Below are 26,839 nucleotides of genomic sequence, written 5' to 3'. Positions count from 1 at the left end.
TTTATTGTTCTACTTTTTGTTCATTGATCTCCTGAAGGCTTAATTTAATTAAGCCTTTTGTTTTCAGGTAGGTTATGCCGGCCACCAGTATGGTCATGCTGCCGCCAAAAACCACTGCTGGAACGGTGCGCATCAGCTTTGCTGTTAAACCGGATTCAAAGGCTCCTATTTCATTGGAAGATCCAACGAACATGCTGTTTACTGCCGATACGCGTCCGCGCATTTCATCGGGTGTAAGCAACTGCATAATGGTAGATCGGATGATGACACTGATGCTGTCAAACGAGCCTTCTGCAAATAAGAATAATAGGGTTAAATAGAAGTTTTTGGATAGGCCATAGCAGATGATGCTTGTTCCAAATCCGGTAACAGCGATCAGCAGGTTTCTCCAGGGCTTATTCATCGGAGAATACCTGGTCATGGCCAGCATGGTAATTACTGCGCCGCTTGATGCTGCTGCCCGCATGAAGCCCAGTCCTTCTGAACCCACTTTAAGGATGTCATTTGCGAAGACCGGAAGCAGGGCTATCGCTCCGCCAAAGAATACAGAAAACAGGTCGAGGCTCATTGCCCAAAGCATCATTTTACTTTTAAAAACGAATTGCACGCCTTCTGTCAGGCTTTTGATGATGCTTTCTTTGGGTATAAATGCTGGCGGGTGCGGTTTTAAGAACAGGATGCATACAATGGCTATGGCTATAAAGACAATAATTACACTGTAGGTGGTGGTGATGCCAAAGAATCCATAGATCAATCCGCCTGTTGCCGGACCAAGGATCGATGCGGCCTGCCAGCTGGAGCTGTTCCAGGTACTGGAATTGGGATATAGTTTTTTGGGTACGATCTGTGCCATCAGGGAAAATGTGGCCGGACTGAAAAAGCCTCTTGCTATTCCTATTCCAAAGATCATGGTATACATGATCGGAATGATATAGCTGGTTGGCACGTAAGCATGCATCTGTTTTGTAGTCGCGATGAGCATCACTAATGAACAAAGGAATACGCCTATGAAGATCTTTAAAAGCAGGCCTCTTTTTTCAGATTTATCGGCTACATAGCCTCCATACAATGCAATGCTGATTGCAGGAATGGCTTCGCAAAGTCCAACAAGACCAAGGGCCAGGGGATCTTTGGTGAGGTGGTAGATGTGAAAGCCAATAATTACGGCCTGCATCTGGTAGGCGAAGGTGAAAAAGAACCGCATACCCAGATAGGATCTGAATTCCCGGTACCGCAGGGCGGCATAAGGATCTGGTTTTTCTATAAGCTCTGAATTGTCCAAAAAAGTAGTTTAGACAAATGTAGGTGTTGACGAATTAAATAAGGAGTTTTTTACGATCAATTACCTGATCTTATCGTAAAAATCGAGATACGCTGCTGTCATGTCGCCGGACTGGTTTATGGCCGCAGATGCTGCGATGCCAAAGACCCCTGTTTCCAGTAAAGCATCTATATCTTTGACCGTTACGCCGCCAACTGCCAGGACAGGAAGTGTGATCGACTGTTCTTTTAAGATCTTAATGGCTTTACGATATCCTTCAACTCCAATTAGCGGGGCATTATTTGGTTTTGTGGTGGTTGTGGTGAAAGGACCAAAACCCGCATAATCGGCTCCTTCCCGGAATAAGCGGATCAGCCCTTCAACGGTATTTGCAGAACCTCCAATAGTTACATCTTCACCAAGCTGTGCCCGGAGCTGCACAAAGTCTGCATCCATATCTTCGATGTGAAAGCCCTGGATGTCTGCCTTTCCTTTTAAATGGATATGATCTGTGACGATCAGGGTTGTACCCCAATCGTCACAGGTCTCTGCAATGACATTGATATCTTCCAGCAGTTCATCGTCACTTTTAGTCAGGCAGCGGTATTGAACCCATTTAGCTCCTGCTTCGCAGGCAATCTGTACTTGCTGAATGTGGCTGAGTTGTTCAATATCATGTGTGATAAAATGTAGTTTTTCGATGAACTTCTTCATTGGTTTTAAAATTTGAGGTTTAGCGAAAGTAAGAAATTAGTTCCTGCCTGGGTGAAGTAAAAATTCTCTGTGGTGGTAGTTCCCTGGTAGGCAGAGCTGTAGGTATATCCATTACTTTCGTATTTCCTGTTGAGGATGTTGTTTACCAGTAATCCAATGTTGATGTTCCTGATCCCGGCCATGTTGAAGTCATAACCCAGCCTGGCATTGTTTACCCAGTATGCATCCAGTTTACGGGTATCATTCTGTGTATTGTCCATAAATTGGGCACTTACATATTTACTCTGGATGGCTGCTGCAAAGCCTTTGACCGGCTTGTATACCAATTCTCCAAAAAGTACTGATTTTGGTGAGAATGAAATATCCGGATTTGCATAGGATGTGGTAAACACATTAACCACGTCTCCATTGTCATCATATTCTGAAACGTAATCGATATAATCTTTGATCTTATTTTTGCTGAACGCTGCATTGGCATTGATCGCAAATTTTGAACTGAAGATATATGAAGCATCAATCTCAACTCCTATACGGTAACTTTTATCTACGTTTTGACGGTATGCATCGGCAAACTCATTGATCTCACCTGTAAAGATCAGCTGGTCTTTATAGAACATGCCATAGGCGTTTATCCCCGCACTTAACGTGTTGTTCTTAAAGCGGTAACCGGCTTCTATATTGTTTAGCCGTTCTGATTTTGGGAGCAGCCCGGTTTTAATGTTTGTGAAATCGTCCCGGTTGGGTTCTTTATTGGCCACACTAAATGAGGTGTATACATTACTTTCTTCATTTAAGAATACGGTAGCGCCAATCTTTGGATTAAAGAAGTCGTATTCATTGCCGAAATTAAGTGATTTAAGGTTCTTATCCGTTCCGGTGATGTCATAAGTTACCTTTCTGTATTGGAGGTCTGCAAACAAGCTTAACTGTTCTACAGGGCTATAATTGGCCTTACCATAGACATTAAAGTCATTTTTATCTCCTTTGCCATCATAATAATGGCGGAAATTGTCTCCTGTTGATGCATATTGTGCCCAGGTTACTTGTCCGTAATGCTTGCCCTTGTATTCGTTATAGGCGCCGCCAACGGTAAAATTTAAATTGGATTTGGCCTGGTAATTAAAGGCATAGGTAACGCCATAAAAATCATTGTCCAGCCAGCGGCGGCGAACCAGGTCTGTCCGTTCTCTGAGTACGCCATTTTCATTGATCGGCGGTAATCCATAATTGCTGAATTTTTGTGACATTTTAAACTCTTCGAAGTACCCTTTACCATCGGTATAATGTAATGCCCCGTTAAATGAAAATTTATCATTGAATTGTTTGGCATACAAGGCCTGATAATGGCTTTGCTGATAATTATCGTTCTGATCTTTGTAGGTAAACGAGTTATAGGTTCTGCTGTCTGAGCTTAACAGGTGCGCGGCTTCTGCATCACTCAGGTAATTGCGGGCGATGAAGTCGTTCATTCCCTGGACATCTCCGTTTAGTCTGGATTCGGGAATGCCGTTCCATGCCTGGTAAGTCTTTTCTGTTCCGGAGAAGATGTTGACCCTTAACAGGTCGTTCTTCCCGTGATATGCCCCGGAAAGGAAGTATGACTTTAGATCTGATGCTGCGCGGTCTATAAAGCCATCTGATTTTATCCTTGAAAGCCGCCCGTCAAAGCTCCATATGTTATTGATAAGTCCTGTTCCTACTTTAACGGTGTTCTTTAACGTGTTAAACGATCCGAAGGTATTGTTTAATTCTGCGTAGGCATTTTCTGATGGGGATGCAGTTTGAATATTCACACTTCCTCCAAACGCACCTGCGCCGTTTGTTGATGTTCCTACACCACGCTGGATCTGGATATTATCTACAGAGGATGCGAAATCGGGCATGTTTACCCAGAAGGTTCCCTGGCTTTCGCTATCGTTGTACGGAATTCCGTTTAAGGTTACATTGACCCTGGCCGCATCGCTGCCCCGGATCCGGATCCCGGTGTAGCCAACGCCGGCGCCGGCATCAGACGTTACGACCACTCCCGGCGTATTGTTGAGGATGAAAGGAAGGTCTTGTCCGAAATTGTTTTCTTCTATTTCTGCCTTGCTGATGTTCTTGTAGGTAGTGGCCGATTTTTCATTGGCGCGGGTAGCCCTTACAATCACTTCTTCTGCCAGGAATGCAGCTTGATTTAGCTGAAAATCCAGTGTTTGATCGCTGTTCAGCTGAACGGTCTTTTCTATGGTACGGTAGCCTACAAAGCTAACTGTGATGGTATAACTTCCTGACTTCAGGTTAGAAAATTGATATTTACCCTGTGTATTGGTTGTGGTTACTGCGGTGCTGTTCTTAATCTTTATGGTAGCTCCGGTAAGGGTTATTGATTTTTCAGATACAGTACCTGAAATGGTGAATTGTGCCTGTGTTAGCAAAGGCAGAAGCAGTACGGCGAGTACTGTGATCAATCTTGTTTTCAATTTGTATTTTTTAATTAAACCACTGCAAGTAAGGGGCACTTACAGCCTAATTAAACTTTCATAGCTCCAATCCCTCCGCCGGCATTATCCGGATCAGGTGTATATATCTGTTGATATATTGGGTATGCTCTCAGCCCGTCTTTGTGTTTTTTACAAAACAAGGCACCCCTTTTTGATGGTTCAAAGGTATTGATAAATTATCAATTTAACATGATCACGATTTTAAAAGAAATTGATCGACGGCGCGGATGGCATTCTGCAGCCGGTCCTGCTGTCCGCCGACTAGCATATATTCAGCATTTAATGCCTGAAGCTCCTGGTGCCAGATGTTCATAAAATGTTCCCTTTTGTGTGGGAAATCACGCAATGGATCTTCCTGCCAGGGCAGGTCTATATCCATGAGCAGGTACAGGTCATAGTGGTAATTTGGAAGTGCATCCAGCACAATCTGAGGCGTTTTTCCGAATACCTCATCACTCCAGATCTTTACGGTTATGAAGGTGGTATCACAAAAGATGAGGTCTTTATCTGCGATGGCCAAAATAGAATCTTCCAGGGCCAGCTGCCCGTGAAACATATTTACTTCATCCTGAAGGTTGCAGGGTTCTGTTAAGGCGGCACAATAATACCGTGCATATTCGGGCACCCATAAGGTTTGGTAGTGTTTGGCCAGCTGTTGCGTGAGGGTTGATTTCCCGGTACTCTCTGGTCCAACGATTGCGATCTTTTTAATGCTGCTGCTCACGATATATCTTTCTCCATTCTAAATAACCAACGGTTGCTATGTAAATGTATAGTGCATACATGATTGCCGTAGCATACAGATCTTTTGAGACGTAGACACCAACATAAATGATATCAACAAAGATCCAGATCAGCCAGTTTTGCATGACCTTGCGAGCCAGGAATATTTGTGCCATCAAACTGCATGCGGTGCAAAAGCTATCTATATATGGGAATGAGGCATCGGTTTTACTGTTGAGGAAGAAGCCCAAAAGCAGGGTGAATGCAACTATGCCGACAATAGAGAATACGATCTCATTTTTGGTAATGGTGGCTACTGGTCTTGATAATCCGGGATTATTGCGTTCCCTGCTCCAGAAATACCAGCCATAGACATTCATGAAAAAGAAATAGAACTGCAGTCCCATATCTGCATAGAGCTTCGCTTCAAAAAAGATAAAGATATAGATGATTACACTAATGATTGCGACTGGCCAGCTATAAATGTTGTTTTTTGCAGCCAGCCAAACGCACAGGATGCCGGTAAATACCCCGAACCATTCCAGTACTCCTGTCTGCAGGAATAATTGCGTAAAGCTGTCTTTTAAAACCTCAATCATTTTCAAAAGTAATGATACGGAATGAAAACGCGGTTATTTTTATGCTATTGTGTTTTAGGTGATGAGGTAAAGCTTAACGAGGTTCTTATACTAACATCAGCAGTGGTTGCATTTCTAAGTACATATTCTATCCTTACGCGGATGCTGTTTCCCTGAACATAGCTATCGAGGAAACGGGAATTGTCTATATCGAGCACAAGATCCGGCCCGATGTTTTCCTGAACATCATTTCTTGAGGCTACCATGATTTCTCCGCTATTGCCGCTTGAGACAAATAGTTTTACGGATTTGAACATGCCCAGGCTGGTATTTGCCGGATTAGATGACGCTAACTTTGCGGATGTGATCCTGACATCTTTAATATAATTCGTTCCGTTTTGATTGCCGAATACCTGATCGATACTGGTAGCTGATGAGGTTGCAGAAATGACCGTACCGCTTTTTGAAGAGGCTGGTATGACCACTGTTGCGGTATAGGGAAATGTGGATTTGATGATGGATTGCACGGTTGCACATCCTGCCAATACGATCGCTGTTACGAATAAAAATGGAAGTATTCTTTTCATGGTTCATGGTATGCAAATGTCAGACCGCTTTTTTTAATCCAAACAATTTCCAGTGCGGATTGTCTTAATTAACAGATATACAAATAGTTCAATTCTAATTATTAAAACAAATTATCATGAAAAGGTTAAGTTTAAATTTTTTAGCAGTTGCAGGACTATCCCTCGGATTATTGGCGTTTACGGCTGTAAGAGAAGGTGGTATAAAAGGTAAGGTTTTCCCTTTGGACGGAGCTTCACAGGTTTATGCCGTTTCTGGAACAGATACTTTAAAAGCGGAGATCAGCAATGGCAGCTTTATATTAACGAATGTTAAGAAGTCGACATATAGTGTATGGATCAAAGCAAAAGCTCCGTTTAAAGATACGTCTATTGAAAATGTTGCTGTTATTGACAGTGCAATCACGGATATTGGTGAAATTAAGCTGGAGCAATAATTGATGTTGGGATATGTAAAGGGGCGTTTTAGCCCCTTTTTTTATTTATAAGGCTTTTTGAAAAAATACCTTAATTTTAATGTTCAAAACTGTAACTTTGCATCCCGACAGAAGAGTCGGGTTTCTTAATGATTATCAAAGGGGATCTCGAGACAATTCCGGTCTGCAATACCGCATTTTTCACACTATAACATTAGACTTTTTAAAGCCTTATGCCTAAAGACACCTCCATACGCTCAGTACTTATTATCGGATCAGGACCTATTATCATTGGTCAGGCTTGTGAATTTGATTATTCAGGATCTCAAGCTGCTTTATCTTTGAAAGAAGAAGGTATTGAAGTATCCATTATCAATTCTAACCCTGCAACGATCATGACCGATAAGGTCATCGCTGATCATGTTTATTTGCGGCCGTTAACTGTAGATTCTATTGAGCAGATCTTAATAGAAAGAAAGATAGATGCTGTTTTGCCTACCATGGGTGGACAAACGGCTTTAAACCTTTGTAAAGAAGCTGAAGAACGCGGTGTTTGGGAAAAGCACGGTGTTCGGGTAATTGGTGTTGATGTTGCTGCAATTGAAAAAACAGAAAACAGGGAGGCTTTCCGCCAGTTAATGGTTGATATTGGTGTTGGTGTTGCCAACTCCAGAATTGCCAACTCTTTTCTTGAAGGAAAAGAGGCTGCCCAGCAAATCGGTTATCCATTAGTAATCCGCCCATCCTATACCTTAGGTGGTTCTGGTGGTGGATTTGTACATAAGAAAGAAGAATTTGACCAGGCCTTAAAGCGTGGTCTTGAGGCTTCTCCAACACATGAAGTGCTTGTTGAACAAGCGGTTCTTGGCTGGAAAGAATACGAGCTGGAACTTTTAAGGGACAGCAATGACAATGTGATCATCATTTGCTCTATTGAGAACTTTGATCCAATGGGGATCCATACCGGTGACTCGATCACAGTAGCTCCGGCAATGACCTTATCTGACCGTTGTTACCAGGACATGCGGAACCAGGCCATAAAGATGATGCGTGCCATCGGTAATTTTGCCGGAGGCTGTAATGTGCAGTTCTCTGTGAACCCGGACAATGATGAGATCATCGCGATCGAGATCAACCCAAGGGTTTCACGTTCATCTGCGCTGGCCAGTAAGGCTACGGGTTATCCTATTGCTAAAATTGCCTCTAAGCTGGCTATTGGTTATAACCTGGATGAGATCGAAAATCAGATCACTAAAACAACATCGGCCTATTTCGAACCTACTTTGGACTATGTAATTGTTAAAGTGCCACGCTGGAACTTTGATAAATTTAAAGGCGCCAATATGGAGCTTGGTCTGCAGATGAAATCTGTTGGAGAGGTAATGGCCATTGGACGTACCTTTATTGAAGCTTTACAAAAAGCCTGTCAGAGTTTAGAGATTGGCAGGGCTGGATTGGGTGCTGACGGAAAACACAACAGAAGTATTGACGAGATCATGTATGGTCTGGAGCATGCAAGCTGGAACCGTTTATTCCTGATTAAAGATGCGATGAGCATGGGCGTTCCTTTAGAGTCTATCCGTAAGGTTACCAGAATCGATAAATGGTTCCTTTCACAGATCCATGAGCTTGTTCAGCTGGAAACAGAGGTTAAGCGTTACACCCTGACAAACATTCCTAAGGATTTCTTCTTTACACTTAAACAAAAAGGCTTCTCTGATATTCAGATCGCTTACTTACTGGGTAATGTTACTGAAGATGAGGTTTACGAACGCAGAAAATCCCTAGGTATAAAAAGGGTTTATAAAATGGTTGATACCTGTGCTGCTGAGTTTGCTGCACAAACACCTTATTACTACTCGACCTTTGAGGAGGAAAACGAATCTCTTCCTTCTGATAAAAAGAAAATAATTGTATTGGGTTCAGGCCCTAACCGGATCGGTCAGGGTATTGAATTTGATTATTCTTGTGTACATGGTTTGCTTGCAGCTAAAGAAACAGGTTTTGAAGCGATCATGATCAACTGTAATCCTGAAACGGTTTCTACAGATTTCAATATGGCTGATAAGCTTTACTTTGAGCCTGTATTCTGGGAGCATGTTCGTGAGATCATTGAATTGGAAAACCCGATTGGTGTTATTGTTCAGCTGGGCGGTCAGACTGCGTTGAAGATGGCAGAAAAACTTCATGAGAATGGAATCAAGATCATCGGTACTTCTTATAATGATATGGATGTTGCTGAAGACAGGGGACGTTTCTCTGATCTTTTAAAAGAACTGGAGATTCCATATCCTAAGTATGGTGTTGCTGAAAATGCGGAGGAAGCCATTGTGGTTGCCAATGAAGTTGGCTATCCGGTTTTGGTAAGACCAAGTTATGTATTGGGCGGACAAGGTATGAGCATTGTGATTAATGATGAAGACCTTGAAAAGGCGGTTGTTAAGTTGCTGGGTGATCTTCCCGGAAATCGCGTGCTGATTGATCATTTCTTAGACCGTGCTGAAGAAACGGAGTCTGATTCTATCTGTGATGGTGATGATGTGCATATTGTTGGCTTGATGGAACACATTGAGCCTGCGGGAATTCACTCTGGTGATTCCTTTGCGGTGTTGCCTCCGTTTAGCCTGTCGGATAAAGTAATCAGTGACATGGAGACCTACTCGAAAAAAATTGCACGTGCACTGAACGTAATCGGGTTGTTAAATATCCAGTTTGCTGTTAAGGATGAAAAGGTATATGTGATTGAGGCCAATCCAAGGGCGTCCAGAACGGTTCCTTTCATTGCTAAGGCTTATGACGTTCCTTACATCAATATCGCTGCTAAAGTAATGCTGGGTGTAAATAAACTGAAAGACTTTAACATTGTTAGAAAGCTGGAAGGTTATGCGATCAAAGAACCTGTTTTCTCTTTCGATAAGTTTCCGGAAGTTACGAAGGAACTTGGGCCAGAGATGAAATCAACAGGAGAATCCATCCGGTTCATTAAAGACCTGGAAGATCCATACTTCAGAAAGCTTTACAAGGATAAATCAATGTACTTATCAAAATAATATAAAGTCCCGAAAGGGACTTTTTTTATTTACTCCTTACCCCAGATCCGGGTATTGAGGTCGAGCTGGTGGATGATGTTGTACATGAACCGGATCAATGAGATGTCCTCATTCAAGGTGGTTTGGTCTAACAAGCTTTTAAATACCGGGGGTTCAAAATAGTCTTTGTCCAGCGGAAAGGCGATGTACATGCACGAATCGGTAAAGGATGCAGAGATGGTATATCTGCACCTGCTGTCCAGTTCACAAAGTTTTTCCATCATTGCCGGGGTTAATATATATCGTGCTTCTACCTGATCGCTGGACCAGGTAACAAAGGTTTTATCGAAATCGGGATTCTCCAGCTTTACGAGTTCTTTTCCTGAGGTTGAAAACAGGGGGATCTTATCGGTGATCCAGGCGCCAAGTGCTGATCCTATATCTTTTGGTTTTATGAGGGTAAGCCCATGAAAGTTCTTGTTAAAATCTGCACAGAAAACAATTCCTTTGAGGATAGTATGCCAATGCTCCTGCCTGCCATTTTTTGTTTGTGTTACGGTTTTATATTCTGCATGGACCTCTGAGAACGAGAACCTGGTTTTGCCGGCAGATCCATAGATCTGGTCCTGACTGCTGTACCGGTCTGGCTGTTGTGCAAAGAGCCTGGAATTGATGAAAGCCTGTTCTGATAATCCGGAATGGTACTCGAGTTCCAGGCTTTGGTCAATGGTTTTTAAGGCTGCGGCGATGATCCGCTGTTTAAATTCATGCCGGTAGCTGTTGAATTTGTCTGTGGCCTTACTCAGGAATACGATCCCTGTGATCAAAAGAGCTAATCCACCGATTGCGGCAGCTATTAACAATCCTGGAAAGAGGAAGCCTATGATTGCTAATCCTATTCCTGCAGCTATGAACGAGTAGCTTTTGATCCGGACACCGGATACTTCTTTACGCTGGATCTCGAGTTCAGTTAATGCACTTTGCAGACTTGCATTTATAGGATCTGACATTAGCTGTTAAAAAGTTCCTTAGCACTGATATTTTTGCGTTCTTCTTCTGTGTTTGCCAGGACATTCATTGGCTGGTAATTCATCATTCCGGCAAAAATACTTCCCGGGAACATCATGATCGCATCGTTATAGTCGGTAACTGCAGCATTGTATGTTCTTCTTGCTGCTGCAATTTGTTCTTCACTTTCTGCCCATGTGCTTTGCAGCTGTAAGAAATTTTGATTGGCTTTGAGATCCGGATAATTCTCTACAGTAACCATCAGGCCCTTTACGCTTGAGGTTAATTGTTTATCGAGATTTAACTTTTGATCGTTCGTTAAGTTGCCGGCATTTGCCTGTGCACGGAGTTCTACGACCTTTGATAGCAGGTCGCCTTCGTATTTGGTATACTGCTTAACGGTTTCAATCAGATTTGGCAGCAGGTCAAACCGCTTTTTAAGCATGACATCTATGGCAGAGAATGCATTGGTAACCTGGTTTTTTTTACCAATCAGTGAATTGTATATGACAATACCGGCGATTAGCAATACAACAATTATCAGGGCAGCTAGGATCATTTTTATAATTTTAAGAGGTTGTGAGCAGCTAATATATTATAAAAATCGGGTATAAAAAAATAACCCTGTTCCGGAGAGAACAGGGCCTTATCAATCAATATTAAAGAGGAGAGCTCTTTAATTAGTTTAAAATTACGACTCCTTTAGCTTCAAAAGCAAGTTCTTTTTTAGGTTCTGTAATTTTTGCTACTTCTGCTGCTGGTTTGTGCGCATCTTCTGCATAATGGCGCAAGGTCTCTACAGAGATGGTCTGTTTTTTTGCAATTCCGTCTAAAGCTACTTTTTTGCCAACAATATCCATTGGCATGAAAAAGGCATAGTCTTTAAAAGTTACGCGGATGGATTCTCCTTCAGGCATTTTTAGTGTCATCCAGCATCCTTTTTTCTTACAAACTTCTACCACTTCACCGGTAATCTTCATGTCTGCGGCTTTCTTGTCGCCCATGGCAGTTTCCATTTTTGCAACTGGCTGAATGTTACCCTGAGTTACGCCCTCACCAAAGGATTTGCCATCAACTGGTTTAGTTTCTTGTGCAAAAACAAATGTGGTTAACATACATAATGTTAGTCCCAGAATGAATTTTTTAATTTGCATATGTTCGTTGTTTAAAATGAATCTAAATATTGAAGATGTAAAAATATCTATAATATTTTTAAAGTGGAAAATCTTTCTGTAAAAAAAATCCTCGTTACCTGACGATAACGAGGATAATCATCCCTATTGTTAGCTATTTACATAAATGCATATAGCGATTTCATTAATGCAATTAGCTTGCCAGAATTTATTTTATATTTATTTTTTATTAAAGTGCTTATAAACAGTGAATTGCGTTTTGATGTGGAAATAAGCTATTTTTTATAGGTGGAAATTACTTCCACACTGTGTGGAGAATAACTCTTAAAATTGCACGGGTCTTCAAATTAAAATTGGATTATCCAAAAAGGAGGGAGAAAACATCTTCAATTTTACTTACTGCTGTAATCTCAATTTTAAACTTATCTCTTACAAGCCCTTTCAGGTTATAGTTTGAAATAAAGATTCTTTCGAAGCCAAGTTTCTCTGCTTCAGAGATCCGTTGTTCGATCCGGTTTACGGCCCTGATCTCTCCTGAAAGACCTACTTCTGCTGCGAAGCAAATTTTTGATGAAATGAATATATCCTCATGGGAGGAGATGATTGCAACCAGGATGGCGAGATCTATGGCAGGATCTTCTACTTTGATGCCGCCGGCAATATTCAGAAAAACGTCTCTTGTGCTTAATCTGAAACCGCATCTTTTTTCAAGTACGGCAAGAAGCATATTCATTCGTTTGGTGTCAAAGCCATTTGAAGACCGCTGAGGCGTTCCGTATGCTGCGGCACTAACCAATGCCTGGGTTTCTATGAGCATGGGTCTGGCGCCTTCTAAAGTTGCTGATATGGCTATTCCGCTTAGTTCTTCATCGCGCTGTGATAATAAGATCTCTGATGGATTAGATACTTGTCTGAGCCCGTTTCCATGCATGGCATAGATTCCAAGTTCTGCGGCTGCACCAAAGCGATTTTTAATAGAGCGTAATATCCTGTACACATGATGCCTGTCTCCCTCAAACTGCAATACGGTGTCTACCATATGTTCCAGTATCTTAGGTCCTGCTATAGTTCCATCTTTCGTGATGTGGCCGATTAAAAATACAGGGGTATCTGTTTCTTTGGCAAATTTTAACAATTCTGCAGTGCATTCCCTGATCTGTGAAACGCTGCCTGGTGTTGATTCTATATGAGCAGAGTGAAGGGTCTGTATAGAATCGACAATGATCATGTCAGGTTCCAGGGACTCAATCTGTTTGAATATATTTTGGGTTGATGTTTCCGTTAAGATGTAGCACTCTGCCTTTGGTGAATTGGTGATCCGCTCTGCCCGCATTTTAATCTGCTGCTCACTTTCTTCTCCGGAAATGTATAGTATTTTTTTTCCGGGGATGTTCAGGGCCAGCTGGAGCATTAGTGTGGATTTACCAATCCCTGGTTCGCCGCCGATCAATATAACGGATCCTGCGACTATACCTCCGCCAAGCACCCTGTCCAGTTCCTGATCTCCGCTTAATACGCGCTCTTCGCTGATGGACTGGATGTTGTCAACCCTGGTGGGTTTACTTGCTCTCGATGTGCCGCTATCACTTTTCCAGGATGGTACTTTAGCAGCAGATTTCTCTACAACCTCTTCTACAAAAGTATTCCATTGATTGCATGAGGGGCACCTGCCGAGCCACTTTGCGGATTCGTAGCCACAGCTCTGACAGAAATATGCTGATTTACTTTTTGCCAATTGATTTAATTTTAATGGTTTTACCGGGATGTTATGCACGAATGCCGTACGAATTTAGATTTAATTCCGGCAAAGTTTAAGGCTTATTTTAAAATACTTACTAATTGATATTAAAAGAAACAGCCCTGATTTGTTTAGAATCAGGGCTGTTAAATTCCTTAGAACGTATACGTTTACAATTTAATTTCTTCGTCTTTTGAAGAAAGGAAGTGGAACTCTGTCAGGTTATAAGACGATACCGGCTTAATTTTAATTCGCTGACCGAATTTAAAGAACCATTTCCATTTCAAAGAAACGAGCCCTTTATTGATAAATGCTTCGATATACGGATGAACACAAAGCGTAATATTTTTTTCATTTTGCTCTTGCAAAATATAGGTCAGATTATTCTCAATGTCGTCCATCAATACAATACTGGCCTTAATTTCTCCTGTGCCATCACAGGTAGGGCATTTTTCACTGGTAACGATATTCATTTCAGGCCTTACACGCTGACGGGTGATCTGAACAAGACCAAATTTACTTGGAGGTAATATGGTATGTTTAGCACGATCAAGCAGCATGAGATCTTTCAGATAATCAAATAGCATCTTACGGTTTACAGGTTTATGCATATCGATGAAATCGATTACCACTATACCTCCCATATCACGCAGACGAAGCTGACGGGCAATTTCTTTAGCCGCCTCTTTATTGACCTGCAGTGCATTCTCTTCCTGGTTTTCTTTACTTGCTGTGCGGTTTCCGCTATTTACATCGATCACATGGAGTGCTTCTGTGTGTTCGACAACAAGGTATGCGCCACCGGCTAAGTTTACGGTTTTACCGAAAGAGTTCTTGATTTGCTTTTCAATGCTGAAATGCTCAAAGATTGGCTCTTTATGTTTATAAAGTTTAACGATCTTTTCCATTTCCGGAGAGATCTCGTGTACATATGATTTGATATCTTCGAAAAGATTCGGATCATTGACATACACATTTGTGAAGTCGGTACTTAAAATATCACGGATCAGTGTGGACGTTCTATCCATTTCTCCCCAAACACGTTTAGAAGGTTCTGCATCGGGTAACTTTTTAATAAAGTTTTCCCATTTAGTGACCGAGTCTAAAAGGTCTTTTTGAAGTTCGGCTACACCTTTACCTTCTGAAACCGTTCTAATGATGACACCAAAATTTTTGGGCTTAATACTTTCAATAATCTTTTTAAGACGATTGCGTTCTGTATTGCTCTTAATTTTTTTGGAAATCGAGATTACATTAGAAAAGGGGACGAGGACAATATAGCGCCCTGCGATGGAAAGGTCTGAACTTAATCTAGGGCCTTTTGTTGAGATAGGTTCTTTGGCTATCTGAACAGGAAGGATAAGATTTTTACTGACTACTTCGGATATTTTACCGGCCTTATTAATGTCACTTTCCAGCTTGAAATTATCCAATAGAGTGCCATTAACGGAGCCATTACGCTTAATTTTAGTAAGCTTTATTAAAGATTGTACTTGCGGACCAAGATCAAAATAATGCAGGAATGCATCTTTTTCGTAACCAACATCAACAAATGCAGCATTTAGTCCTGGCATAATTTTCTTTATGCGGCCTAAATAAATATCGCCAACGGCGTAGTTGTTATTGATCTGTTCTTTATGAAGTTCTACAAGCTGTTTATCTTCAATTAAAGCTATGGTTACTCCCAACGGAGAGGAATCTATAATTAGTTCTTTTACCAAAAGCTACAGATTTTAAGGCAAATGCCTTATTAACACATGGACAATAAAAAAACACTGCAAACAACAATTAAGGCCAGGAATAATCCAAGCCTTAATTGTTTGCAATACATTAGGAAAAACTATTTTTTCTTATGTCTGTTTTTTCTTAAACGTTTTTTACGTTTATGTGTAGCCATTTTATGTCTTTTTCTTTTTTTACCACTTGGCATAATCTTAAATTTTTAAATATTTTTATAATCTGTTTATTATTTTTTTCGCTGCAACTCAATTACTTTGTCGTCAATAAATTTAGACAGTGTTGCATTTGCAGCAAGTTTTTTACTGTTCTTATAAGCATCAATAGCTTCAGTCGTCTTGCCCATGTTTTCGTAAGCCGTAGCCAGGTAAAAATAAGCGTCTGGTGAAGGTTTAATTGCAATGATATCCGTGAAACGGACGATTGCTTTATCAAACTGTCCAGATTTAATTGCAAAAGTGCCTAAGCTCATATTTGCTTTTAAATTCTTCGGGTCTTTTTTTACCACATCCATCAGCATCGCAATTCCTTGCATTGGCATTCCCATACCATCAACAATTGTTATTCCAAGGCCGGTTTTGGCATCTGAGCTTGTGGAGTCTATACGCATTGCATTGGTATAAGCAACATTTGCTTTTTGTAACAATGCCGGCTGCAATATAGAATCACGCGTATTATCAAATGCTTTCATGAACTTATCTCCGGTAACTAACCAGTTATTGAGGTTTTGTTCTTTGCTGGCAATGATTTCCAGATATAGTGCACTTGGAACCGTTTGTTCCAAATCATCCCATTTTTGAGCGAGCTGTTTAGCAAAGGCAGTTTTATCATTTTCTGCTGCTGCATTGAAGTCGTTCTCCAGTAGGTTGATCTCAGCAGCCAGACTCGCATTGATCGTGTTTTTCGCTGTTGCTGAAACTTCTGCCAGATTAATCAGGGCAGGTTGATCGGTTGTCATTTGTCCGGCTGCGGGGGCACTTGCTTTATCTTCCTTAGGTTTTACTAAACCTTTTATATCCCGTGTAAACAGAAACCCTATAAGCAATACAATTGCTCCAATGGTGATTATCTGTTTTGACCGGATACTGTTCAGCATAACTAATTAAGCTTCTACGCTTACTTTTTTTGAATTGTTCTTTACTTTGTCAACAAAAACCTTTGCCGGTTTAAAACTTGGAACAAAGTGCTCCGGGATGATGATTGCAGTGTTTTTAGAAATATTTCTTGCGGTTTTTTGCGCTCTCTTTTTTACAACAAAACTACCAAAACCTCGTACATATACATTTTCTCCGCCGATCATGCTGTTCTTGATCACTTTGAAAAATGCCTCAACGGTTTCTTGCACATCTACCTTTTCAATTCCTGTTTTCGTTGATATTTCTGAAATAATATCTGCCTTAGTCATATTCTCTATTATTTATTTATATGTATAATACTTTTATCAGTGATTTGGGGTTGCAAAAGTATTGCTTTTTAATGAGATAGGAAAATAAAAGATGATTTATTTGTTTAACCTTATATCAGCGAATTGCAAGTTTTACCAAAAAACAAAGTATTAACGTCGTATTTTTGTGTTTATGACATTTCAAGATGAAATAATTAAATGGTATTTGGTCCATAAAAGAGATCTTCCGTGGCGAAATACTACGGACGCTTATGTGATCTGGTTATCGGAAATTATCTTGCAGCAGACCCGGGTTGAACAGGGGCTACCTTATTTCAACCGATTTTTATCCAGTTATCCAACGGTTTCAGATTTTGCTGCAGCAACCGAGTCACAGATATTAAAATTATGGCAGGGGCTTGGTTATTATTCGCGGGGCAGAAATATGCTGATTACGGCAAAGGAAGTTTTGGATGTGCATGATGGGATTTTTCCTACGGCCTATGCAGATCTGATCCGTTTAAAGGGTGTTGGTGATTATACTGCTGCGGCAATCGCATCATTTTCCTCCAATGAATCAAAGCCGGTTCTTGACGGAAATGTATTCCGGGTCTTATCCAGGTATTTTGGTATTGCCACGCCTATTAATAGTACCGGAGGCAAGAAAGAATTTGCGGCGCTTGCTACAGCACTGATCGTTGGGCAGCAAGCTTCTGTTTATAACCAGGCGATAATGGAGTTTGGTGCTTTGCAATGTAAACCTAAATCACCTGACTGTCCTTCTTGTCCGGTTCAGGAGGGATGTTGTGCAAGAAATACAAACCACGTAAATTTACTGCCGGTTAAGGTAAAGACCTTAAAAAAACGTACCCGGTACTTTAATTATTTTATAGTCAGGGATGGCGATAAAATTATGGTTAAGAAGCGGAGTGCCGGAGATGTGTGGCAGGAGCTCTATGATTTTCCTTTAATCGAGACAGCGGCTGATTATATTGCTCTTGGAGAATCTTTTTTAACTGATGTAAAAAATAACTTTGGTTCTCAATGCTTGCTTAAACCCCTGTTTAGCAGGAAGCATTTGCTTACTCACCAAACAATATATGTTCAATTTTTTGCTTTAGACAATTATATCATTAACTTTAGACTGAATACAGATATAAAATGGGTTTCGTTGATTGATTTTGACGAGTTGCCGCAACCAAAGGTGATCACCGATTTTATGAGTACTTATTCAATAAATTAGTAAAAACGAGAATTCATGTCAGGTATTAACAAAGTTATTTTAGTTGGGCATTTAGGGAAAGATCCTGAGGTCAGACATTTAGATGGTGGTGTAACAGTGGCCAGTTTCCCATTGGCAACATCAGAAACGTATAATAAGGATGGTAAAAGAATTGAGCAGACCGAGTGGCACAACATTGTTTTGTGGCGTGGCTTAGCCGAAGTAGCCTCTAAGTATTTACAGAAAGGAAAATTAGTTTATATTGAGGGAAAATTACGTACCCGCTCTTTTGAAGACCGTGAGAAGGTTAAAAAATATGTTACGGAAGTAGTTGCTGAGAATTTCACTATACTAGGCAGGAAAAGTGATTTCGAAAATACACCTGTAACTTCAGAGAATGCGACGCCTAAGGCGGAAACAGATTACCTGGATTCTGCAGACACCAACGGCGACCTGCCATTTTAATATTGGTTTAATAAGTATGCCGGGCTTAATTTAAGCCCGGCATACTATATATTATTCTACGGTAACAGATTTTGCCAGATTTCTGGGCTGATCTACATTACAATCTCTTAATACGGCGATGTGGTAGGCCAATAGTTGTAAAGGAATGGTTGCCAATAAAGGCAGGAATGCTTCGCTTGCATCCGGAATCTCTATACAGTAATCGACCATTTTCCGTACTTCTACATCTCCCTCGGTGACAATAGCAAGGACAATTCCTTTTCTCGCCTTGACTTCCTGAATGTTGCTGATCACTTTTTCGTACGATGAATTTTTGGTGGCAATAACTACTACCGGCATTTCTTCATCGATTAAGGCAATTGGACCATGTTTCATTTCGGCAGCAGGATATCCTTCTGCATGGATGTAGGAAATTTCTTTCAGTTTTAAAGCGCCTTCTAAAGCCACAGGGAAACCACTTCCTCTACCCAGGAACAGGCAGTTCCTGGAATCCTTGAATACTTTTGCGATCTCTTTGATCAGATCATTGGATTCAAGGGCTTTCTGGATCTTATCCGGAATGCAGTCCAGTTCTGTAAGCAGTTCTCTAAGTTTAGAATTGGTAAGTGTACCTTTTTGCTGGGCCATGTAAAATGCCATCAGGGTCAAAACTGTAACCTGCCCGGTAAATGCCTTAGTAGATGCAACGCCGATTTCCGGCCCTGCATGCGTGTAAACGCCTGCATGTGTTAACCGGGGTATAGATGCCCCAACAACATTACATACACCAAATATGGTTGCTCCTTTTTCTTTGGCCATCTCAATTGCGGCCATGGTATCTGCTGTTTCTCCGGACTGAGAGATGGCGATGACCACATCTTTTTCTGTAATGATCGGATTTCTGTATCTGAATTCTGAGGCATACTCCACTTCGACAGGGATCCTCGCATATTCTTCGATCAGGTATTCTCCTACAAGCCCTGCATGCCACGATGTGCCGCAGGCGACTATAATGATCCGGTCGATGTTCTTAAGCTTGTCTGCGTATTCCTTGATGCCTCCAAGCTGTACCAATCCTTCCTGGGTATTGATCCGTCCGCGCATACAGTCCCTGATAGAGCGGGTTTGCTCAAAAATTTCTTTAAGCATGAAATGCTCATAACCGCCTTTTTCAAGCATTTCGAGTTTCAGTTCTAATTCTTGTATGTAAGGGGTTTGCACTACATTATCCAGACGCTTGATCAGTAGTTCATCCCGCTTTATAAAGGCAATCTCATTGTCGTTGAGATAGACTACATTCTTTGTATACTCCACAATTGGAGTAGCATCTGAAGCGATAAAGTATTCGCCTTTTCCAACACCGATTACCATAGGGCTGCCTTTTCTGGCTGCAATTAGCTGATCGGGCTGATCTTCGTCCATCAAAACAATGGCATAAGCACCGTTTACTTCCTGTAATGCCAGACGAACAGCTTCTAAAAGGTCTGTGTTTTCATTTTTATAGATCTCTTCGATCAGATGTACCAATACTTCGGTATCGGTATCACTTTTGAACGTGTGTCCCCTGGTCTCAAGTTCTGCTTTTAAGGTGGCATAGTTCTCAATGATACCATTGTGAATGATGCTCAATTTTCCGTTGTTTGAAGTGTGCGGGTGTGAATTGCGATCGGACGGTGCACCATGGGTTGCCCATCTGGTGTGTCCTATACCGGCTGTACCGGACAGGTTTTTTCCTTCGGCAAAATTTTCCAGTTCCTGAACTTTTCCAGCCTTTTTATAAATATTCAGACCTTCTTCATTTATAAGTGCAATACCTGCACTGTCGTAACCTCTGTATTCTAATCTTTTTAAGCCTTTTATTACTATAGGCCAGGCTTCTCTATAGCCAATGTAACCAACTATTCCACACATACAATTTGGATATTAAAAATAAAATCCTCCGAAATTATGAATCTCGGAGGATATAATGATAAAGGTATACTATTTATTTTAATCTACTTTGGTATAGTAGATGTTCAGCTTAATTGCTTTATTATCCGTACCTGGAAATCTGGTATTGATAATTGAGCGTGCTGCAGAAGTAATAGAAGGGGCAATATTAAATTCAGTTAATGAACTTGGGGCTATAAATGTGCCGTAATCTTCTGTTTTACCATCAATTAAATCTTGCAGATAACTGGTGATGGTAAAGATATATCTATTATTTGTTGCGTCAAAAAATCCGCCAAAGGCAGTTTCAGATCCTGCATATCTGTAAAGATCCTGGGTATCGTTGTCTGGTACATTGCCTCTCAACCCACCAATGTCTAGGCGATAAAGAGAGAGTCTCTGTGCGGCATTAAGCGGAGAAACATCGGTTCCATTGTTCAAGTTTATGATAAGTTCTGCCCGGTTCACAATGATCTTTGAACTTGTTTTTCCCGCTTTAACGGTTTCAACGAATTTCTTAAGGTAAGGGAACGAGATCTTATTTCTCAAACCGGCCATTGCCTGCAGGTAGGTTACGCTATATGGCACTGCTGGATTTGGAGCATCCAGCTGTTCCTGAACTTTTGTTCCGGTATAATTGTGCTTGATTGTGGATGCAATTGGCCCTAGTGTAGAGGATACAGGGAATAACACGGAAACAGTATCTCTTTCGGTCGTTACTGTTGCATCCTGTTTTTTATAGTGAAGTTCCAGGTTGGCACTTGTAGAACCAAAGTTAAGGAATATAATGCCCCCTTTTCCTGTAGATCCGGTCTTATTGATGCTAACGTGTAATCCTTTAAAGGCGGTTGCAAACCGTGTGTTCTTAGATCTTGTGATCGAATCCAGATTTAAAATGTTATTCTGAATAAATGAATTACTTAACTTTATTCTCAGCTGCGGAACAACGGTAGCCGCGGTATCAGGACCACCATCTACTATTGTATTTACTACTATTGGCGTTTTAGGCTTGATCCTGGCATTGTAGTTACCAATAACGCCGCCCTGAACTGCCCATTCTTTATTGCTTAAGAAAGATTTTTCTACAGAAAGATCTGAGGCAAGCTGCTGTACATTGATGTTATAAACGGAAGAAGTAGTATCTCCGTAGAACTGGGTAGAATACGGTAAGATCAGTATTGCTGAATCGATAACCGGAGCTGTCCCGAAGCTGTAACCATTACTTGGAAGGGTTACAGTCATTGCCAAGCTGGCTTCAGTTGTGCCAAATTGTACATCAGAATTGAGATAGCCCAATGGATATCTGTCTTGTGCTACTGTGGATATTGGATCTTCTTTTTGGGTAACTAAATTGATTGAGACGGTATCTACCAGGGTGCCCTTAGTGCTAAGGTCTGTGTTACCGAGATCTAAACCAATTGTATTGCTGTCTTTACAAGAAGAAAAAAGAAAAAGACCTATTAACAGGGTCAATAAGTCTTGTTTAATAAATTTCATATTTAAATACCTGAGTTATGCTATTGAAACCAATTCTTCATCCGAAATTTCTTCATATAAAGAATAGAAGTTTTCGAAATTTTCGGTTAAATTATAAGCTAAAGTTGGCTTATTAGAATCTTTAACAAATTTTAACACATCGGCACTAATGTTTTCGTCAGCTAATACAACTGCGTCTGAGTACGTTATGGCTCCAATGTTTAATGAATTGTAATCTGCTTTTTCAAATACTTTGGTGTCTTCGATGGTCATTGAATTCATCACTGCTTTTTTATACAGGTCTGGATTTAATGTTTCGGAGAAACATTGATCATAAACAGAATAAACTACTTTAGAATTTTTAAAAGTAGGATCATTCTTGTAGGTGGTTTTGATGTATACAGGTACTAAAGCTGTCATCCAGCCATGGCAATGAACGATATCAGGAGACCATCCTAATTTTTTAACGGTTTCAAGGGCACCTTTACAGAAAAAGATGGTCCGTTCATCATTATCTGCGTAAAATTTGTCTTCTTTATCTCTGAAAACATATTTACGCTGAAAATAATCTTCATTATCCAGGAAATACACTTGCATCCGGGCGGCAGGGATTGAAGCAACCTTAATGATTAAAGGGTTGTCATTATCATCAATGATAATGTTCATACCAGAAAGTCTGATCACCTCATGCAGCCTGTTGCGTCTTTCATTGATGTTTCCAAACCTTGGCATTAAGATACGGATCTCAAATCCTTTATCCTGCATTGCCTGTGGTAATTGACGGGTAATTTCTGAAATCTTTGTGAGTTCAAGGAAAGGCGACATCTCGTGTGTAACAATCAGTAGCTTCGTTTTTGCCATCTCCATATTCGTAAATAAAAATTTATGTTAAAGAAAAGATTATCAAGGTGCAAAGGTAAGCAAAATAATAACATTTATCAATATAATACACAAGATGTTTTGTTGGGAATGTATAAATAACCAACTTTGTCCTTTGAAATTTTATAAGCAGGTTTGAAAGTTGTACATACGATCGCGGCGTTAAGGTCGCTGCTCGACCCAATTAAATTGGCTCAGCAGAAAATTGCTTTAGTGCCAACAATGGGTGCGCTGCACAAAGGACATGTGTCTCTTATAGAAGCAGCACAACAACATGCTGAGATAGTAGTGTGCAGCATTTTTGTAAATCCCACACAATTTACAGACCCTAAAGATCTGGAAAAGTACCCGCGTCCGCTGGAACATGATATTGAGATGCTCAGGGCTTCTGGCTGTGACATTGTCTTTATGCCGGCTGTAAAAGAGATGTATCCCAGGGAAGAAAGCTGGCATATTGATTTGGGTGCTGCAGAGTTCCTGTTGGAAGGTGAATTTAGAAAAGGTCATTACCAGGGGGTTACCCAGATTGTTAAGAAATTATTTGATGCTGTTGAACCTGATGTGGCGTTGTTTGGCCAGAAGGATTTTCAGCAGGTTTTAATGATCCGGAATATGGTTTCTTATTTTAATATTCCTGTACAGATTATTTCATGTCCTATTATCAGGGAAGAGGATGGCCTGGCAATGAGTTCCAGGAATATTCATTTGACAATGAAAGACCGGGAGAATGCATTGGTGTTAAACCAGGCGTTGATCTATGTTAAAGATCATTTTGCATCTCAAGGTGTTGATACGCTTTTAGGTCATGCAAAACTTATGATCGAAGAGACGCCGGGTGTAACACTGGATTATTTCACGATTGCAAACGGTGAAACATTGCTGCCGGAAACCGATCAGAAGAAGTCAAATGTTATTGCCCTGGTTGCAGCTAAAGTGGGCCAAACCCGGCTTATTGATAATATGATACTCAGCTGAAAAACCGGAAAACCATTCATTCACAAACTTTATCTAACTTTGCGTTATGATTATCGAGATATTAAAGTCGAAGATACACCGTGTTAAAGTAACACAGGCAGAATTGAATTATGTTGGAAGTATTACCATTGATGAAGATCTGATGGATGCTGCCCAGATTATTGCCAATGAAAAAGTGCAGATCGTTAACAACAACAATGGCGAGCGTTTTGAGACCTATGTAATTAAAGGGGAGCGTGGTACCGGAACTATTTGTTTAAATGGCGCAACCGCACGTAAGGTTCAGGTAGGTGATATTCTTATTATTATGTCTTACGGCTCATTACCAATCGCTGAGGCCAAAGCATACCATCCCATACTCGTATTTCCGGATGACAATAACCACTTGCTGAAATAAAATACTATGCAACCATAGTATCTTACGTGGAAAGTATTAAATTTGGCACTACGTATTTTTAGATCTATAAAGTTATGTTATTTCAACTGAGTGAAGAACAATTGATGATCCAGCAGGCTGCAAGGGATTTCGCTGTGAATGAACTTAAACCTGGGGTTATCGAACGAGATGAGCATCAGAAATTCCCTGCAGCGCAGGTAAAAAAGCTTGGTGAGCTTGGCTTTCTGGGAATGATGGTTTCAGAAAAATATAATGGCAGCGGACTGGATGCATTATCCTATGTGTTGGTTATGGAAGAGTTATCTAAAATTGATGCTTCGGCATCTGTGGTAGTTTCTGTAAACAATTCATTGGTTTGCTATGGGCTTGAGGCTTATGGTACAGAAGCCCAGAAAGAGAAATATTTAAAGCCCCTTGCTTCTGGTGAGAAGATCGGTGCGTTTTGTTTATCAGAGCCTGAGGCAGGTTCCGATGCTACGTCACAACAGACCACTGCTGTTGATATGGGGGATCATTATTTATTAAACGGGACTAAAAACTGGATTACCAATGGTGGTACGGCATCAACCTATCTGGTTATTGCCCAGACTGACCGCTCTTTAAAACACCGGGGGATCAATGCATTTATCGTTGAGAAAGACACGCCTGGTTTTACCGTAGGCCCGAAAGAGAATAAACTGGGCATCCGGGGGTCAGATACACATTCTTTAATGTTCAATGATGTTAAGGTGCCAAAGGAGAACCGGATTGGTGAAGACGGATTTGGATTTAAGTTTGCAATGAAAACCCTGGAGGGTGGCCGTATTGGTATTGCTGCACAGGCATTGGGCATTGCCGCAGGAGCCTATGAGCTGGCCCTGGCCTATTCTAAGGAGCGTAAATCTTTTGGTAAACCGATATCTGATCACCAGGCTATTGCTTTTAAACTTGCCGATATGGCCACAAACATTGAGGCTGCACGGATGCTGGTTTATAAAGCTGCATGGTTAAAAGATCAGGGACAATCCTACACGCTTGCCGGATCTATGGCAAAATTATACGCCTCTAAAGTGGCCATGGATGTAACTGTGGAAGCGGTACAGATCCATGGCGGTTACGGTTTTGTAAAGGAATATCATGTGGAAAGACTGATGCGTGATGCTAAGATCACACAAATCTATGAGGGAACTTCTGAGATCCAGAAGATGGTTATATCCAGGGAGATCCTTAAATAATACCGGTTTCTAATTCTCAGGTCTTCCATTGGGCGGGCTGTTAATTTGCTGGATTAATCTTTTTCTGATCCGGCAAGGGCACCAAATACAGCCTTGATCAGCGCAACTATAATTGCCAAGAAAGCAGCAGCCCAAAATCCTGTTGTACTAAAGCCGGCCATTACATTGTCTACCAGCAGGATCATAAGTACGCTGATGATAAAGGATACCAGGCCGAGTGTAAGAAAGTTTATTGGAAATGTTAATACACGGAGAATAAATCCGATGGTTGCATTTGCCAGCGCAATTAATATGGCTGCAATGATTGCGGTTCCATAGCCGTCTATCGTTACTCCGGGGACGAGTTTTGCACCAAGGAATACGGCTAGTCCCATCAATAAAATTTCTACTATTAGTCTCATAATTTTTTAATTTAGTGATATGATAAATTATTTTGTCCGGCTGTTGGGGTCTGTTGTCGCCCTTGGCTTGTTATTTTCATGTTCATCAACAAATAATAAGCCACTTTTGATTGATTTCTCTGCGGACAGCACTTCTATTGTTATCCGTAATATTGACCATGCCGGGATTCTTCAGCTTAGGAGCGGTTCAGTTTCCGACTCTGCTTTGCATGAACTGGTCTCGGTTTTACAGACGCCCTTTGAGCAGGATACTTCGATTAAGGAGCTGCCGCTTGACGGAAAGATCGAGGTTACAGATCGTGATGTGATCTTTAAGCCTGCATCAAGGTTTATACCTGGAAACGATTATATGGTGATCACCTTTTTAAATGCGAATTTTGGACATGCAGATCAGGTTATGAAGGGGAGCCTTGACTATAAGCTGAAGCCACAGCAGAAGCTGCTGACCAGGTAAATTACCAGGCTGTGGTATTGCAGATACAAAGAATTGGCATGCAATAAATACTATCAACAGACAATTGATTAAATCTTTACGGAACTGATTGTGGGCTAGCATTTTTATTTTGTAAATATATTTCTTATCTTTGCACAGTAATAGAGGGTAAGAGGGGGCAGATGTCCCCTCTTTTCTATTATTGGCAAATTGGTTATGCAGGTAGAAAAAAGAGTAATAGCGTTAATTGAAGAGAAGATTGCGGATAGGCCGGAGTTGTTTTTGGTTGAGGTAAAGATGTTGCCAAACCATAAACTTATTATCCATGTTGATGGGGATGAGGGAATAACTATCCAGGATTGTGCAGCAATCAGCAGGCATGTTGGTTTTCATCTGGAAGAAGAAAACACGATAGATAAAGCCTACAATCTTGAAGTATCTTCTCCTGGTGTTGGTGAGCCTTTAAAATTAAAAAGACAATACGATAAAAATGTTGGCCGTGAGGTTGGTTTGAAACTGACGGATGGGACACAAAAAGAGGGCAAGCTGCTTTCAGTAAATGATCATGGGATAGTGATCGAAGCAAAGGTTAAAGAAAAAGGTAAAAAGGCGCAGTTGGTTGAAACGGCTGTCGACTTTAATAACATAACAGAAACAAAGGTTTTAATTTCATTTAAATAA

General features: G+C 40.9%; 26 protein-coding genes. 9 read left to right on the top strand and 17 right to left on the bottom strand.

The features are described from left to right. Window position 1: 1 nt before the first annotated feature. From ATK78_RS07525 to ATK78_RS07500, 6 genes are all read right to left on the bottom strand, one after another. Window positions 2-1,282: an MFS transporter gene (locus ATK78_RS07525; protein WP_133575480.1), complete on the bottom strand. Its 1,281-nt coding sequence runs from the start codon at window positions 1,280-1,282 to the stop codon at window positions 2-4. Window positions 1,283-1,342: 60 nt separating this feature from the next. Further along, window positions 1,343-1,975: a thiamine phosphate synthase gene (locus ATK78_RS07520; protein WP_133575479.1), complete on the bottom strand. Its 633-nt coding sequence runs from the start codon at window positions 1,973-1,975 to the stop codon at window positions 1,343-1,345. 5 nt (window positions 1,976-1,980) lie between these two features. Further along, window positions 1,981-4,437: a TonB-dependent receptor gene (locus tag ATK78_RS07515; RefSeq protein WP_133575478.1), complete on the bottom strand. Its 2,457-nt coding sequence runs from the start codon at window positions 4,435-4,437 to the stop codon at window positions 1,981-1,983. A 214-nt stretch (window positions 4,438-4,651) separates the two neighbouring features. Continuing rightward, window positions 4,652-5,182 (bottom strand): AAA family ATPase, encoded by a 531-nt coding sequence (locus ATK78_RS07510; RefSeq protein WP_133575477.1) that lies wholly within the window; start codon window positions 5,180-5,182, stop codon window positions 4,652-4,654. After that, window positions 5,166-5,780: a nicotinamide riboside transporter PnuC gene (gene pnuC, locus ATK78_RS07505; protein WP_133575476.1), complete on the bottom strand. Its 615-nt coding sequence runs from the start codon at window positions 5,778-5,780 to the stop codon at window positions 5,166-5,168. The genes ATK78_RS07510 and pnuC overlap by 17 nt, the downstream gene beginning before the upstream one ends. 44 nt (window positions 5,781-5,824) lie before the next feature. Continuing rightward, window positions 5,825-6,346 carry a hypothetical protein gene (locus ATK78_RS07500; protein ID WP_133575475.1) on the bottom strand — a complete coding sequence of 174 codons (522 nt, stop codon included), beginning with the start codon at window positions 6,344-6,346 and terminating at the stop codon, window positions 5,825-5,827. 116 nt (window positions 6,347-6,462) lie between these two features. On the opposite strand from ATK78_RS07500, the gene ATK78_RS07495 reads away from it, so the two are divergent. Both ATK78_RS07495 and carB read left to right on the top strand, forming a co-directional pair. After that, the gene (locus ATK78_RS07495; protein ID WP_133575474.1) at window positions 6,463-6,780 is read left to right on the top strand and encodes a carboxypeptidase regulatory-like domain-containing protein; all 318 of its coding nucleotides are present in this window, start codon (window positions 6,463-6,465) and stop codon (window positions 6,778-6,780) included. Window positions 6,781-6,992: 212 nt separating this feature from the next. After that, a complete protein-coding gene (gene carB, locus ATK78_RS07490) occupies window positions 6,993-9,809 on the top strand; it encodes a carbamoyl-phosphate synthase large subunit (protein ID WP_133575473.1) in 2,817 nt (938 codons plus the stop codon). Window positions 9,810-9,838: 29 nt separating this feature from the next. Here carB and ATK78_RS07485 read toward each other — a convergent pair whose 3' ends face one another. The 7 genes from ATK78_RS07485 to ATK78_RS07455 form a co-directional block, all read right to left on the bottom strand. Further along, window positions 9,839-10,798: a DUF3137 domain-containing protein gene (locus ATK78_RS07485; RefSeq protein WP_133575472.1), complete on the bottom strand. Its 960-nt coding sequence runs from the start codon at window positions 10,796-10,798 to the stop codon at window positions 9,839-9,841. After that, entirely contained in the window at window positions 10,798-11,355 is a 558-nt protein-coding gene (locus tag ATK78_RS07480; RefSeq protein WP_133575471.1) for a LemA family protein, read from the bottom strand. Before ATK78_RS07480 ends, ATK78_RS07485 begins: the two co-directional genes overlap by 1 nt. A gap of 121 nt (window positions 11,356-11,476) precedes the next feature. Further along, window positions 11,477-11,950, bottom strand: a complete 474-nt coding sequence (locus ATK78_RS07475) for a DUF4920 domain-containing protein (protein WP_208112325.1) — start codon at window positions 11,948-11,950, stop codon at window positions 11,477-11,479. 337 nt (window positions 11,951-12,287) lie between these two features. Beyond that, the gene (radA, locus tag ATK78_RS07470) at window positions 12,288-13,664 is read right to left on the bottom strand and encodes a DNA repair protein RadA (protein ID WP_133575470.1); all 1,377 of its coding nucleotides are present in this window, start codon (window positions 13,662-13,664) and stop codon (window positions 12,288-12,290) included. A gap of 173 nt (window positions 13,665-13,837) precedes the next feature. Continuing rightward, window positions 13,838-15,388, bottom strand: a complete 1,551-nt coding sequence (locus ATK78_RS07465) for an Rne/Rng family ribonuclease (protein ID WP_133575469.1) — start codon at window positions 15,386-15,388, stop codon at window positions 13,838-13,840. A 245-nt stretch (window positions 15,389-15,633) separates the two neighbouring features. Beyond that, entirely contained in the window at window positions 15,634-16,500 is an 867-nt protein-coding gene (locus tag ATK78_RS07460; RefSeq protein WP_133575468.1) for a tetratricopeptide repeat protein, read from the bottom strand. Window positions 16,501-16,506: 6 nt separating this feature from the next. Next, a complete protein-coding gene (locus ATK78_RS07455; RefSeq protein ID WP_008240139.1) occupies window positions 16,507-16,809 on the bottom strand; it encodes an HU family DNA-binding protein in 303 nt (100 codons plus the stop codon). A gap of 172 nt (window positions 16,810-16,981) precedes the next feature. On the opposite strand from ATK78_RS07455, the gene mutY reads away from it, so the two are divergent. Further along, on the top strand, window positions 16,982-18,031 hold the full coding sequence (gene mutY / locus ATK78_RS07450; RefSeq protein WP_133575467.1) for an A/G-specific adenine glycosylase: 1,050 nt from the start codon (window positions 16,982-16,984) through the stop codon (window positions 18,029-18,031). A gap of 15 nt (window positions 18,032-18,046) precedes the next feature. Further along, window positions 18,047-18,475, top strand: coding sequence for a single-stranded DNA-binding protein (locus ATK78_RS07445; RefSeq protein WP_133575466.1), 429 nt, complete (start codon window positions 18,047-18,049; stop codon window positions 18,473-18,475). A gap of 51 nt (window positions 18,476-18,526) precedes the next feature. Here the strand turns inward: ATK78_RS07445 and glmS are convergent, their stop codons facing one another. The 3 genes from glmS to ATK78_RS07430 form a co-directional block, all read right to left on the bottom strand. Further along, window positions 18,527-20,365: a glutamine--fructose-6-phosphate transaminase (isomerizing) gene (gene glmS, locus ATK78_RS07440; RefSeq protein ID WP_133575465.1), complete on the bottom strand. Its 1,839-nt coding sequence runs from the start codon at window positions 20,363-20,365 to the stop codon at window positions 18,527-18,529. Between the two features lie 78 nt (window positions 20,366-20,443). Then, window positions 20,444-21,880, bottom strand: a complete 1,437-nt coding sequence (locus ATK78_RS07435) for a DUF4270 domain-containing protein (RefSeq protein ID WP_133575464.1) — start codon at window positions 21,878-21,880, stop codon at window positions 20,444-20,446. A gap of 15 nt (window positions 21,881-21,895) precedes the next feature. Further along, on the bottom strand, window positions 21,896-22,720 hold the full coding sequence (locus ATK78_RS07430) for a glycogen/starch synthase (protein ID WP_133575463.1): 825 nt from the start codon (window positions 22,718-22,720) through the stop codon (window positions 21,896-21,898). A gap of 153 nt (window positions 22,721-22,873) precedes the next feature. On the opposite strand from ATK78_RS07430, the gene panC reads away from it, so the two are divergent. The 3 genes from panC (at window position 22,874) to ATK78_RS07415 (ending at window position 25,324) form a co-directional block, all read left to right on the top strand. Next, window positions 22,874-23,713, top strand: a complete 840-nt coding sequence (gene panC / locus ATK78_RS07425; protein ID WP_133575462.1) for a pantoate--beta-alanine ligase — start codon at window positions 22,874-22,876, stop codon at window positions 23,711-23,713. 46 nt (window positions 23,714-23,759) lie between these two features. After that, a complete protein-coding gene (gene panD, locus ATK78_RS07420; protein WP_133575461.1) occupies window positions 23,760-24,110 on the top strand; it encodes an aspartate 1-decarboxylase in 351 nt (116 codons plus the stop codon). Window positions 24,111-24,184: 74 nt separating this feature from the next. Then, window positions 24,185-25,324 (top strand): acyl-CoA dehydrogenase, encoded by a 1,140-nt coding sequence (locus ATK78_RS07415; RefSeq protein WP_133575460.1) that lies wholly within the window; start codon window positions 24,185-24,187, stop codon window positions 25,322-25,324. Between the two features lie 53 nt (window positions 25,325-25,377). Here the strand turns inward: ATK78_RS07415 and ATK78_RS07410 are convergent, their stop codons facing one another. Next, window positions 25,378-25,725, bottom strand: coding sequence for a phage holin family protein (locus tag ATK78_RS07410; protein WP_133575459.1), 348 nt, complete (start codon window positions 25,723-25,725; stop codon window positions 25,378-25,380). Between the two features lie 19 nt (window positions 25,726-25,744). On the opposite strand from ATK78_RS07410, the gene ATK78_RS07405 reads away from it, so the two are divergent. Together ATK78_RS07405 and rimP are read left to right on the top strand one after the other, a co-directional pair. Beyond that, window positions 25,745-26,179 (top strand): hypothetical protein, encoded by a 435-nt coding sequence (locus ATK78_RS07405; protein WP_133575458.1) that lies wholly within the window; start codon window positions 25,745-25,747, stop codon window positions 26,177-26,179. A gap of 195 nt (window positions 26,180-26,374) precedes the next feature. Then, the gene (gene rimP / locus ATK78_RS07400; protein ID WP_133575457.1) at window positions 26,375-26,839 is read left to right on the top strand and encodes a ribosome assembly cofactor RimP; all 465 of its coding nucleotides are present in this window, start codon (window positions 26,375-26,377) and stop codon (window positions 26,837-26,839) included.

This window comes from Pedobacter metabolipauper (assembly GCF_004362715.1).
GTDB classification, from domain to species: Bacteria; Bacteroidota; Bacteroidia; order Sphingobacteriales; family Sphingobacteriaceae; genus Pedobacter; species Pedobacter metabolipauper.
Note: the sequence above shows the minus strand (reverse complement) of the source record. Positions and strands in the feature narration are given on the sequence as shown.